This is a genomic window from Variovorax glucosi (genome assembly GCF_051216695.1).
In the GTDB taxonomy this organism is placed as follows: domain Bacteria; phylum Pseudomonadota; class Gammaproteobacteria; order Burkholderiales; family Burkholderiaceae_C; genus Variovorax.
The window spans coordinates 224,160-236,355 of sequence record NZ_JBPJZE010000005.1 but is presented as its reverse complement, the minus strand read 5'-3'; the positions used below and the strand labels follow the sequence as shown (position 1 = coordinate 236,355).

At 59.1% G+C, this 12,196-nt stretch carries 12 protein-coding genes and 1 pseudogene; 8 read left to right on the top strand and 5 right to left on the bottom strand.

Annotated features, from left to right (window positions below; translation table 11 throughout):
• Positions 1-146 precede the first annotated feature (146 nt).
• Positions 147-530, bottom strand: a complete 384-nt coding sequence (locus ACSFA3_RS21915; RefSeq protein WP_435507612.1) for a response regulator — start codon at positions 528-530, stop codon at positions 147-149.
• An 82-nt stretch (positions 531-612) separates the two neighbouring features.
• On the opposite strand from ACSFA3_RS21915, the gene ACSFA3_RS21910 reads away from it, so the two are divergent.
• The 5 genes from ACSFA3_RS21910 to ACSFA3_RS21890 all read left to right on the top strand — a co-directional run bounded on the left by ACSFA3_RS21910 (position 613) and on the right by ACSFA3_RS21890 (position 5,962).
• On the top strand, positions 613-1,749 hold the full coding sequence (locus ACSFA3_RS21910; protein WP_435507611.1) for a sensor histidine kinase: 1,137 nt from the start codon (positions 613-615) through the stop codon (positions 1,747-1,749).
• A 500-nt stretch (positions 1,750-2,249) separates the two neighbouring features.
• Positions 2,250-2,471 carry a DUF2141 domain-containing protein gene (locus ACSFA3_RS21905; protein WP_435507610.1) on the top strand — a complete coding sequence of 74 codons (222 nt, stop codon included), beginning with the start codon at positions 2,250-2,252 and terminating at the stop codon, positions 2,469-2,471.
• Between the two features lie 15 nt (positions 2,472-2,486).
• Complete coding sequence (locus ACSFA3_RS21900; RefSeq protein WP_435507620.1) at positions 2,487-4,001, top strand: carotenoid oxygenase family protein; 1,515 nt, start codon at positions 2,487-2,489, stop codon at positions 3,999-4,001.
• Positions 4,002-4,018: 17 nt separating this feature from the next.
• Complete coding sequence (locus ACSFA3_RS21895; protein ID WP_435507609.1) at positions 4,019-5,083, top strand: sensor histidine kinase; 1,065 nt, start codon at positions 4,019-4,021, stop codon at positions 5,081-5,083.
• Positions 5,084-5,107: 24 nt separating this feature from the next.
• Positions 5,108-5,962, top strand: a complete 855-nt coding sequence (locus tag ACSFA3_RS21890) for a LytR/AlgR family response regulator transcription factor (protein ID WP_435507608.1) — start codon at positions 5,108-5,110, stop codon at positions 5,960-5,962.
• 93 nt (positions 5,963-6,055) lie between these two features.
• Here the strand turns inward: ACSFA3_RS21890 and ACSFA3_RS21885 are convergent, their stop codons facing one another.
• The gene (locus tag ACSFA3_RS21885; protein WP_435507607.1) at positions 6,056-6,343 is read right to left on the bottom strand and encodes an H-NS family nucleoid-associated regulatory protein; all 288 of its coding nucleotides are present in this window, start codon (positions 6,341-6,343) and stop codon (positions 6,056-6,058) included.
• Between ACSFA3_RS21885 and tnpA the strand changes: the two genes are divergently transcribed.
• From tnpA to tnpC, 3 genes and pseudogenes are all read left to right on the top strand, one after another.
• Entirely contained in the window at positions 6,342-6,713 is a 372-nt protein-coding gene (gene tnpA / locus ACSFA3_RS21880; RefSeq protein WP_435507606.1) for an IS66-like element accessory protein TnpA, read from the top strand. The two genes, ACSFA3_RS21885 and tnpA, sit on opposite strands and share 2 nt — an antisense overlap.
• Positions 6,710-6,991, top strand: coding sequence for an IS66 family insertion sequence element accessory protein TnpB (tnpB, locus tag ACSFA3_RS21875; protein WP_435507605.1), 282 nt, complete (start codon positions 6,710-6,712; stop codon positions 6,989-6,991). Before tnpA ends, tnpB begins: the two co-directional genes overlap by 4 nt.
• A gap of 155 nt (positions 6,992-7,146) precedes the next feature.
• A pseudogene (tnpC, locus tag ACSFA3_RS21870) lies at positions 7,147-8,720 on the top strand (IS66 family transposase).
• 327 nt (positions 8,721-9,047) lie between these two features.
• On the opposite strand, the gene ACSFA3_RS21865 reads toward tnpC, so the two are convergent.
• The 3 genes from ACSFA3_RS21865 to ACSFA3_RS21855 form a co-directional block, all read right to left on the bottom strand.
• On the bottom strand, positions 9,048-9,272 hold the full coding sequence (locus ACSFA3_RS21865; RefSeq protein WP_435507604.1) for a hypothetical protein: 225 nt from the start codon (positions 9,270-9,272) through the stop codon (positions 9,048-9,050).
• Between the two features lie 195 nt (positions 9,273-9,467).
• Positions 9,468-11,651, bottom strand: a complete 2,184-nt coding sequence (locus tag ACSFA3_RS21860) for a cytochrome-c peroxidase (RefSeq protein ID WP_435507603.1) — start codon at positions 11,649-11,651, stop codon at positions 9,468-9,470.
• A gap of 10 nt (positions 11,652-11,661) precedes the next feature.
• Entirely contained in the window at positions 11,662-12,129 is a 468-nt protein-coding gene (locus ACSFA3_RS21855) for a c-type cytochrome (RefSeq protein WP_435507602.1), read from the bottom strand.
• Positions 12,130-12,196: the final 67 nt, after the last annotated feature.

The window sequence follows — 12,196 nt, the reverse complement described above, 5'->3', positions numbered from 1 at the left end:
ACCAGCTTCACCGCTTCCCGCTTGAACTCGTCCGTAAACGCTCTTCTCGTCCTTGGCATGTCTGCCTCCTAAACACATCATGTCATTCGATGTGTCCGGGAAATCGGGGGAAGCCCAGCTTGACGTCTGACGTTGCAGGCCGCTTTTTACTTCGCAGGCTGTGCATCGGGTAACCTTTTTAACAAACTGACGACTGCCTGAATATCTGCAGGCTTGCTGAAAGCGTGGTCGAAGGGCAAGCCGCCGGTCAGATTCCCTAAACTTCCCACGCTTTCTGAGAGTGCGACGAACGTGCAACTCTCCCCGCCAAGCATCGCCCGTATCAATCGAGCTGCCTTCTCGCCTCCGATGCCAACCATCGCTAAGTCGAAAATCGCAGTGCTCGGCATGTGACTTTCAGCAGCTTGGACCGCCGATTCGCCTGAGTAGACAACGCGAAATTTCGCGTCCGGGAAGTGAAGCTTCAGGACGCTGGCAAGAAGGTCTGCACTGTCGTGATCGTCATCCAGGACCAGGAGGTCATGTGTCAAAGTCAATGTGTTACCTCAAGTAATGCAGGTCCTGCTCGGGTAGTGCCGACAATCGCGTGTTGCCCCAGTCGAAAGACCACTCATGCAGATCGCCGACTTCCTCGATAGCGCCAGTGATAAGATTCTTGAAGAATCGGTTGCCTATGCTCGAACGATTCGAATTCTCAAAGATGAAGAAGAAAGCGTTCTAAGAGATCATTTACCGCTTGTGCTGCATGCAATCTCTGCGGACCTCCGGAGTGCCCAGAGTAGGACGGAGTCGATAGACAAGTCGCATGGGAAAGCATCCGCCGCTGAAAACGCGAAGGCGACAGCGGCTGAGACTCATGGTCTGATGCGCGCACGCAGTGGTTTGGACATTGACCAAGTGGTTGCCGAGTACCGTGCTCTACGCGCCTGCGTTGTGCGGCTCTGGGCCGACGCAGCACCTGCGACCTCTGATTCGCTGCGTGACGTCGGCAGATTCAATGAGGCGGTGGACCAGGCGTTGGCAGAGTCGGTACGCGTCTATGCCGAGGAGGTGGACCATTGGCAGCAGATTTTCCTGGGCGTGTTAGGTCATGACCTTCGCACACCGCTTAACGCTATCGCGCTCACTGCCGAACTTATTGCAGCACAGGCATCCGGAGAGCTTGCGCGCGCCACTTCAATTTTGAAGCGAAGCACTCGCCGGATTGCGTCGCTCATGGACTCGCTGCTCGATTACAACTGTGCAAATTTAAACGGCGGCATGTTGATCAAGCGGTCACCCACTGATCTTCGGACGGCCTGCGTTGAAGAGATCGAACTGCAACGCGCCGCGCTCCCAGATGCGAAATTTGACCTGAAGACGGTCGGTGACACGAGCGGCGAGTTCGATGCCTCTCGCGTGAGAGAGGCCCTTGGCAACTTGATCTCCAACGCTGTCAAGCATGGAACGCATGGCGAAATGGTAACGATACGGATTGAGGAAGCTCCTGGCGTTGTTCGGCTGGCAGTGGATAACGCTGCGAACCAGAACATTCCGGAAGGCGAGATTGAGCAATTGTTCGAGCCGCTGCGACGCGGGGCGCTGGATCGTTCGGCCTCTGAGAGGTCCAACCTTGGGCTGGGACTTTTCATCGTGCGACAAATCGTCAATGCTCACGGCGGCGAGGTCATTGGTCATTCCGCTAGCAATCGCGTGACTTTCACAATTACTCTGCCGAAGGCCGGCCCAGCAAACCCTGGCCGCGACTGAGAGCATTTAACCCGCCCTGCATCGGGTACAACTTCTACGACCAAGTCGACATCATGTAGCTTTTTGAAAACTCCTGCGATGTTGATTTCCATGCAGAAGCGACCAGCTGGTGCCTACGCTGACGTGCTGACCAAAAGTTTTATCGAGCTGCTCCAACCTGTCGTACGCGACAGTAGACCTGCAGCCTACAGCGCCTTTTAAGCATTCTGCGACAGCAGGAAGCGTTTCGTCGGAACGTGCTGGCGACCGCATTGCCACTGCCCTACCTTCAGAGCTCCCTGTTGACCCTTGGAGCTCTCACATGATTTTTTTTCGACATGCGATCGTCAGCGTCATGGCGCTTATGGTTCCGCTGCTCAGCCATTCGGCGGACTTACAGGTGACGGTTACCGCAGGCACTGAGGTGCCGTCCGTTCTTCACGTCGCGTTGTTCGATACAGCTGAGGGAATGGCAAGCGACAAAGCGTTGGCAGCACAGATGCTTCCGGTACAAGGGGGGGGTGGCAAAGCTGATCTTTGTTGGCTTGCCGCCAGGTCGCTACGCAGTCAAGTCGTTTGCGGACGAGAACGGCAACGGGAAGCTTGATACCAATCTGGTCGGCTTGCCGACCGAGCGCTACGGCTTTTCCAACGATGCCAAGGGTCGAATGGGGCCGCCATCGTTTGAACAAGCTTCCTTCATGCTCGAAGCAGACAACAGCATTGTTTTTCGGCTACGTTGAGCGAGCATGAAGACGATGAATCGTCGTGAACTACTTCGCCGACTTGCTGTGGCCGGCAGTTTGCCGGCGCTTTTCCCGTTATCAGCGCACGGTAGCGAACCAGATTCATGGCAGGCACAGTTTCAGGCGTCCACCGCGCTTTGGAAGCCAGCCTTTGCTACTACCCTCAGCGATTTGCCACTTACCGCAGCTGTAGTGGCCGGGCGCTTCCCCGACGCAGTCGCTGGCACCTTTTATCGAAACGGCCCAGCAGGACACGAACTTGGTGGCGAGCGTTACCGGCATTGGTTCGATGGCGACGGCATGGTGCATCGCTTTGTGATCGAGAGCGGGCAAGTACACCACCAGGGGCGATTTATCGCGACAACGAAGCGATTGGCTGAGCAAGCTCTTCAACGGCGACTGACGGAGGGCTTTGGCACCATGCTTGCCGATGTCGACCCAGTAAGTTCGCCAGACAGCATGAATGTTGCGAACATCAATGTTTTGCCCATCGGAGGCGAGCTGCTTGCATTGTGGGAAGGTGGCTCTGCGATCCGGCTCGACCCGATAACGCTGGAGACACGCGGGTTAAAGACTTGGCGCGCCGACCTCGCAGGCGTTCCGTTCTCGGCTCATCCGCGAACCGACGTGGATGGAACGGTCTGGAACTTCGGTGTTGGGTCAAGCAGCGGCTTGCTTGTCCTTTATGAAATTGCATCCAATGGCGCACTTCGGCGGGCCGAAGCGTTTCGCGTCGACGACCTGCCGATGATTCATGACTTTGCGATCACCGCCAAACACCTTGTGTTTCTCCTGCCGCCGCTGGTCTACGACGTGCGGCGCAAAACCGCTGGCGCTAGTTTTCTGGACTCGCACGTCTGGCGTCCGGAGCTTGGCATGCGTGCACTGGTGATCGACAAAAGGGACTGGAAACGTCAGCAGGTGTTCGAGCTGCCAACCGGTTTCTTTTTCCACATTGGCAACGCATGGGAGGAAGAGACGTTCGCCTGTACAACGATTCATGTCGACTACATGCGATTACCAGACGCGTCGAGCTTGCTGCATAGCACCCGCGAGGTCATGCGCGGCCGGATGGTGCATGGCACTGGTTCGCTGATGACTGTGGCGCACTTGAACCTCGGCACCGGGCGAGCAACGCAGAACGAGTGGCCGATAGAGGCCGAATTTCCGCGCATCGACCCGCGCACGACGGGTGGACGACATCGGCATGTGGTTCATGCAGCGCAGCTCCTTGGCGGCCTTCCGTTCTGGGGTGCCGTTGCGCGCACTGATGTCGAGTCCGGCGCCTCGCAGCGTTACACGCATGGGTCACAGGTGCTGGTCGAGGAACATGTATTCGTTCCAGATGACCGGGGGCCAGGATGGATACTGGGGACAACGCTCGACTGTGTAAACAAGCAAACGGTTCTGTCGTGTTTTGCTGCCGATGCACTTGTAGATGGTCCGGTGGCCCAGGCTACGCTGCCCTACGCCCTACCGTTAGGATTGCACGGCACCTTCGTTCATGGCGCATGGAGGACTTCTTGACAAGACGACATATGACTATGAGCGCGCTCGCCAAGTCCCGCGTGCAGAAGATTCGGATTCTGTTGAGCCATGGTCTTATCACCGCAGCATTCTGCTGCTTCATCGCAACCGCGCTGGCCATCGCGCAACAGGCAAGTTGGGAATCTCGGATGGTGTACTCGCTCTCGATCGGGCTGATCAGCTGGTTCTTCATCGACGGTGGACGTCTTTTGTTCAGCAGGAAAAACACGAATGTCCGCTGGCCGGAAGGTCGATGGGCCTACGTGCTGGTGATCGCGGGCGTCGTTGTCGGCTTCCTAGGCGGCAACGTGATCGGCGACGCCTGGACCCACCAACCAGCAATGGACTTCCAAAGGTTCTCCGAACGCAAGCTTCTCAGCGCCTTCATCGTCACGCTGACGGCCACTGTTGGCATCTGTTTCTTCTTCTATAGCCTGGGAAAAAGCAGATACCTTCTCGATCAGATCGATCAAGCGCGAGGTGCTGCCTCCGAGGCCCGTCTGAAGTTGCTGGAGACGCAGATCGAGCCTCATATGCTGTTCAACACCCTGGCGAACCTGCGCGTGCTTATCACCCTCGACCCGCTGCGTGCCGTGGCCATGCTCGATCACCTCAATAATTACCTGCGCATGACACTTGGCGGTTCGCGTGCGCAGGCGCATCCGCTATGGGCAGAGTTTGCTCGCCTGGAGGACTACCTGGAACTGATGACCGTTCGCATGGGAGATCGATTGACTTACGAGCTGACCCTGCCGGACGACTTGCGTAATGTGCTCATACCGCCGTTGCTGCTTCAGCCTCTTGTCGAAAACAGCATCCGCCACGGGCTGGAGCCCAAGGTTGAAGGCGGACACGTTTACGTGCGTGCATACCGCGCAGCGGCACGGCTCATCATCACCGTTAACGACACAGGCGTCGGGCTTGAAGCAGTGCCCATGGTTGAAGGCAGCGGCTTCGGCCTTGCGCAGGTGCGCGAGCGGCTGTCTACAGTTTATGGGGATCTCAGCCGGCTTTATCTGGCACCAGGAGTTGGAGTCGATGGCGGTGTTTGTGCCACGTTAAGTCTCCCGCTCTCAGGCTGAGCTTCGCGACCCGAAAAGAACGACTTGTCAACTACTGCGCTAATTGCCGAAGATGAGCCGTTGCTCGCCCTAGCTTTACAAGCCGATTTGGCGACAGCGTGGCCCGAACTTCAAATCGTGGCTACGGTGAGCGACGGCCACTCTGCTGTGCGTGCGGCACTGCGATTGCTGCCTCAAGTAATGTTTTTAGACATGCGCATGCCTGGGCTCGACGGCTTGGAGGCCGCCGCCCAGTTGGCTGAGTGCTGGCCACTTGACAAAGCGCCCTTGCCGCAGCTGGTATTCGTGACGGCTTATGAGGAGTACGCCGTACAGGCGTTTGAGGCTCAGGTCATCGACTACGTATTGAAGCCCGTCCAGCCCGAGCGCTTGCGCCGTACCGTGGCACGGCTGCGACAAGCGCTGACGCTGAGCGCACTGCCGGCTGCATCATCGATTCACTCCTGGGGCGCTTATGCCGATACGCTGGAGCACACGCTTGCAAAGTGGCGACAGCTCCTGGACGCTGCTGGTGGAATCGTTGGCGAGACAGTGCATCGCACGCGTCCACTGTTGCGCTTCCTTCCGGTCAGCAATGCCGCTGCCAATACAGTCTTCATGGTGCCAATCGACGAAGTCTTATATTTCGAAACCGCCGATAAGTATGTGCGCGTGCTAACAAAAACAGAAGAACACCTGATTCGAACGCCTCTAAAACAGTTGCTGCCTCAACTCGACCCAGGTGCTTTTTGGCAAGTTCACCGATCAGTAGTGGTGCGCTGCGCTGCAATCGAGTCCGTTCAACGCAGTGAGTTCGGAAAGTTGAGCTTGGCGCTGCGAGGTCGTTCGGAGAGGATCGTGGTCAGCCGTTTGTACGCGCATATGTTTCACACAATGTGAAGTTTGAGGTGCAAGACTTATTCATTGACCACTGCCCCTATGCCATGTACGGTGAACAGTGAATGAAAACGGCCAGCATCTAATTGTGGCCTTCTAGTACCCAACGACTGGCGTTGATGTTGCTCGAACGCAATTGGGCATCGTTCCCTTTTCGCAGAAATCAACTGACCAGAAGGTTTTAGCCAAAGTGCCAGCTTTGAACGGTTCAGAAAGCCAGTCCGGTCTCGAGCCGCGCCCGGTCCAATTATTGCCAGTCACTTGATGTACGTACTTCGGAATCTTCTTGGTCTTCGCCCGTAAGCAAACAGCGAAGGCACGTTGATCGTTAGACGTGTGGTGGCAAGGATGGCGTCCATCTATTTTTGATGGACGCTCCCCCATGAATTTCAGGAACCTGCCCAGACGTCACCACAGCGCGGAATTGAAGAGGGAGGTCCTGGCGCAATGCGAAGTCCCTGGCGCCTCGGTGGCGGCGATCGCACAAGCGCATGGCCTGAACGCCAATCTCGTGCACCGCTGGCGCCGCAACGACGCTCGTGTGAGCGCGTTCTCATCGTCTGGCGCTGTCGGGGAGTTCGTACCGCTGGCGTGGCCGACGCCACCCCCGCCGTGTGCGCCGGCAACATCGACCACATCGGAGAAGGCCCCGCCATCGGAGATCCGGGTCGAGTTGCGCCGCGGTGCGTCGAATGCCACGATCATCTGGCCGTTGGCCGGCGCCGCCCAGTGTGGCGAATGGCTGCGCGAATGACTCCGGTGAGCGTGCCGATGATCCGCATCGAGGCGGTGTGGCTGGCCACGGCACCGCTGGACATGCGCTGCGGCACCGACACTGCGCTCGCGCGCGTAGTCAAGGTATTCGGCGAGGCCCGTGTGCATCACGCCTATCTGTTCGCCAACGCGAGGGCCAACCGCATGAAGGTCCTCGTGCACGATGGCCTGGGCTTGTGGCTGTGCGCACGTCGTCTGCACCAGGGCCGCTTCTTCTGGCCCACCAGCGGCGCAGCGCACGCGGCGATGAGCGCCTAGCAACTCGCCGCCCTAGTGGTCGGATTGCCATGGCAGCGCCTGGGCGACGCGGGCGTCATCCGCATCGTGTAGACCCCGAAACGTCTGTGCATGGCACGGGCAATTCGTGAACGCGCCGATGGCGAAGGCTAGTGCATCTTGCGAGACTGGCGGCCATGCTCGACGCCACGCGGATCGCTCCGGAACAGCTCGCTGCGCTGGGCGAGAGCGAACTGCGCGAACTCGCTACCCGGTTGATCACGCGCATCGAGCAGCATGCTCATGAGATCGATTGGCGCGATGCCAAGCTGGAGAAGCTGGCCTACGAGATCGCTCATCTGCGGCGCTTCGAGTTCAGCGCAAAGAGCGAACAGCTCAGCGTCCAGCAGAGGGCCCTGTTCGAGGAATCGGTCGACGCCGACATCGCCGCGCTGGAGGCCGAGCTCGAGGACCTAAAGGCGCCGCCCTTGGACGGCGACAAGCCCAGGGCCAAGCCCAAACGGGCGGAGTTCCCCAAGGACTTGCCGCACGTTCAGATCCACCACGAGCCCGAGTCCACGACGTGCACCTGCGGCTGCGCCCTGCAGCGCGTGGGCGAGGACGTAAGCCAGAAGCTGGACTACACGCCGGGCGTGTTGACCGTGCAGAACCACGTGCGCGGCAAGTGGGCGTGCCGGTCCTGCCGCACGCTCATGCAGGCGCCGATCCCCGCCGAGATCATCTACAAGGGCATTCCCACGGCCGCCCTGCTGGCCCACGTGCTGGTGGCCAAGCACTCGGACCACCTGCCGCTCTACAGGCTCGAAGCCATCTTCGCCCGCGCCGGCCTTGCCATCCCGCGCTCGACGCTGGCGGCCTGGGTGGGCATCTGCGGCGCACGGCTGCAGCCGCTGGTGGACGCCCTGAAGCGCCAGGTGCTGGCCTGCGCGGTGATGCATGCCGACGAGACGCCGGTGGCGATGCTGGCACCGGGCAAGGGCAAGACCCATCGCGCCTACCTCTGGGCCTATGCCGCCGGGGCGTTCGAGCCCCTGCGGGCGGTGGTCTACAACTTCACGATCAGCCGTGCCGGCGAGCACGCCCGGGCCTTCCTCAAGGACGAGCGCGGCCGGGCGTGGCAGGGCAAGCTGGTATGCGACGGCTACGCCGGCTACGACGCCCTGTGGGCGGGTGGCGTGACCGAGTGCGGCTGCATGGCGCACGCACGGCGCTACTTCTTCGATCTGGCCAAGGACGGCAAGAGCCCGGTGGCGGCGAAGGCTCTGGAGTTCATCGGTCAGCTCTACGGCATCGAGCGCGACGTCAAGGACCTGACCCCCGAGCAACGACTGCACGAGCGACAAAGGCGCGCGTTGCCCATCACCCAGGCCCTGCATGCCTGGCTCATCGCCCGTCGCACACAGGTCGTGGACCGGCGGTGCCACGGCCAAGGCCATCGACTACAGCCTCAGGCGCTGGCCCGCGCTGATGCGCTACCTCGACGACCCGGCGCTGCCGATCGACAACAATCGCAACGAACAGCAGATCAGGACCTGGGCCCTTGGGAGGGCGAACTGGTTATTCGCCGGCAGCCTGCGCGCCGGCCAGCGCGCCGCTGCGATCACGCAGCCTGATCCAGTCGGCCAAGCTCAATGGTCACAACCCCTACGCCTACCTCAAGGACGTCCTGACCCGGCTACCGACCCACAAGCAGCGCGACATCGACCAACTCCTGCCCCACCGCTGGCAGCCGCCGAGCAAAGCCACGTAGCGCCCTCGCGTCGCCTTGACAAGGCCGATCAGGCGTGTGTCCGCCGCGCCCTTACCTTCGCCCTATTTAAGATGCCCTTACGCATGTCACTGGACACATTGCTTCCGTAGGCTGGTAACGCTCGATCAGCCCATTCAACCTAGCAATGACAGTCCGAAGTGAGAATTTTCGCGCTCTCTTGGACTCTGCTGTCAACGCCGATTTAAATCTGAACCAGGGGGTGCGGACGAAAACTTGGACTACCAGGAGGTAGTTCAACTACTCATACGAAGACAGGATTCGAGCGGTCGAGCTGTACATCAAGCTTGCAACAATCCGACAGACGCTTCAGCTCTTTTCGGCTTCGATGTCGATCCATCGTCGCGCGCCCGCGTCGGTGGCATCCTCCGCAGCGTCGGCAGTGGAAAACGTATCGCAGGTCGCTTCGTTGATCACGCCATCAGTCGTTTCGTCGCTAGTGCTATCAATGTCGAACACGCCTCGGTAAACACCTGCCGCAACGGCTGTTGACGCAACATCGTAACGACGACCCCGGTATTTATTGGTTCGCATGGCTAACTTACTCCGAAAAGGTCCAGTATGACTAGATGCCCTCGTCAGACCTCCTACAGCACAGCCTGATGCGGCAAGCAGGAATTTGCTGCCATCTCGCTGATCGCCAGCTGCCTAAATGCTGGCAACCGTTAGGACGGCGTGCAGCAGCTGAGCTTCGCCCTCACATCAGTTAATGCAAGTCATTGCTCTTACTTATCGTAACTGCAGGTGGAACGGCTTTATTGAACCCTCCCGGTCTGCTCGACCGGCTGCCCCGACGGCGGGCACCCTCAGCAGCACGTCTGGAGCCTGATGGAGAGTTTGAGCATCGGACGTCTGTTGCCCTGCAACTTTCGTCTCATCGCCGATATGGCCGTTGGGCAAAGTTAGGGACGGATGATCAAACGGTGCTCGTTCCCAAGCCACTCTCGGATCCGTAAGCGGTGTCTTCAGGAAGGCTGCGAGATCTTTCACCTCGACCGGCGTGAGACCAAGTGGTTTGATGTCGGGATCGAGGTTCGAGTTGTTGGGGCCGAACCGACTGGTATTGCTGATGTTTGATCCGCGGCGATCGCCACCCCGGTTGTAAAACTCCAGCACTTGCTCCAGCGTTGCCCGGCTGCCATTGTGGAAATAAGGCCCCGTCAGTTCAACATTGCGAAGACCGGGCGTTTTGAAGGCGCCGTCTACCGCGTCGCGAAAGTCGGCCACGGGCAGGATGGTGGAGTCGCAGACTTGTGCGGTCGAAACCAGCACCTCAAACGAGCACACATCAACGGTAAACGGATCCGACATGGCGCCACCCTTTAGTACCGTTCGGTATTGCCTAGTGAACGACAATGGGTTTCCCCAGGGATCTGCGCGTCCAACGCCCAGATCTTCGCTCGTCGGTCGCACGCCGATGTTGTAGAAGCCATTGTCATAGACAGCGGCTTGTCCATCGCCCATTAGCATGCGTTCTATCCGCTTTAATGGGGCAAGGCGCAGCCGCGTGGCGGCGTTGGTAAGTTCTGGTCCGCCGTGGCAGCTGACGCATTGCGCTTTGCCATTGAAGAGCTCCATGCCACGGACCTCGGAGGCGTTTAGCGCCTCGGTATTACCTTGAAGATAGGCATCCAGAGGCGTCTGATCAGACACCAATGTGGCTTCGTACAACTGGATCGCCAGACCGAAAAAGAGCGGGAAATTCGCCTCGGCTTGGCTATAAGCAACACCACCAAGAGAAACTGGTTGTGCCGAGTTCCAAAGCCGGGGCTGAAACGCAGCCTGTATGAGTTCTCGGTATTTTGGCTTGCGTGGGCTGCTGAATGATGCAAGTATTGAGTCGGTCGGGTCGATAGCTTGACGATTGAGCGCAGGCATGTCGAGCACGCGCCGTGCAATGTCAGAAAACGATCTGCCGCCGCACGACATTTCCACATCACTGCCCGGAGGACCGACAGCCTGGGACGCAGCGCTGGCATCTTGAAGAGCAAGCCGCGCCTTAACTACGGGACCTCCCGCCGAGCTTGTGACCCATATGCCTGCATCGGGATCACGGTTACCGAAAGGCGAAAAACCGTTGAAAACGTTGTTCGCGCGGCCGTCCCAAAAGTTGCGGACGTTGAATACCGCGTTGATCACGCTGGGCGAGTTCCGATCCGTGGCGCGTCGGGTGTTGATGCCTCCGACATGAAAAATACCGTCAGGCCGTTTTGCACAGTCATCAAACCGTGACTGCCCGGGTTCAATGAATCTGGCGTCGAAGACACCTTGCGAGCCAATGACATCATCGGTGGTGTATAAGATCGCCGAATCACGGTTCGTCGGATCAGCGAGTAGGTGCAGAGGAAAGTCGGCCAGCACCAGGGTGTCGTTTGGACCGCCCTTGCTGCCTGACTTCATGCCGTACGAAGGAACGTCCTCCGGAACTTCACTGACTACAAATGGCTTGTTGAAGAGCGCTCTGATTGCCGGATTGACGTTGGCTTGACCAGGGTTGATCTGATTTGTAATGCGGTTGTCCGCACCGGCTTTGAAGTGGCAGGTCGCGCAAGCGGTGTTTCCGTCGCTGCCAACATTCATGTCCCAGAAGAGTGCCTTTCCAAGGCGGATGGCGGCAGTGCGATTGGTGACGTAATCGGTCAGCTCAACGGGCCGCCAGTCCTCCGTCCCCGAGGGGTCGGGCGGCACGACGTTGCGGAGCGTCTGGAGAGGCGTCACGTCTGTGGCCGTCATCGTCGGTCCTGCAGTCGCTTTAGCACGCCCCGTGTCGCCGACACTTTGTACGGCTTGAGGCGCTTGGCTATCGCTGGAGCCACCCCCGCCCCCGCATGCTGTCTGTAGGCCGACGAAGCTAAAGAGAATAATTCCACGAATCCCTAGGCCTAACGGCTGGCGAACTGCGTTGTTGTTCATCATGGTTCTCCTACTTCCTTGCGTCTCGGGTCGGCGACGATGTCGTTGTCTCAAGCTCCGACTTATCTGGCGCTTTCGTGGGTATGCCAGCGCGCACCTGACGGTCACGGACTTCAGCCGTCCGGGTTTCGACGTGTGCCAGGATGTCAGCCACCTCTTCTCGAGAAAGACCGAGGTTGGGCATGCGCACGCCCTTGTATTTCTTTAACAGTTCGTTTGCGACTGGGTCGCCAGCGGCGAGCATTTCATCGGGCACGAGCACAAATTTCTCGAGCCAACTGCGCTGCTGGCGCTCGGTAATACCCAGCAGGTCTGGGCCGATCTTGTCGCCCCCACCGATGCTGTGACAAGCCGTGCAGCCGTTCCGAAACACAAACTGGCCGTTCGTTATCTGCAGGCTTGGCCGCACTGCCGCCGCGCGAGAGGATCTCGCATTCCGCGAAATAGATGTGCCCCGTGTGGTGGAGGCAACGCCCATTTTCAAGTTCCAGAGCTCGAATGCATTGGATTCGGCTGCGAGCTGGTTCGGCTGAAGGCCCGAGCGA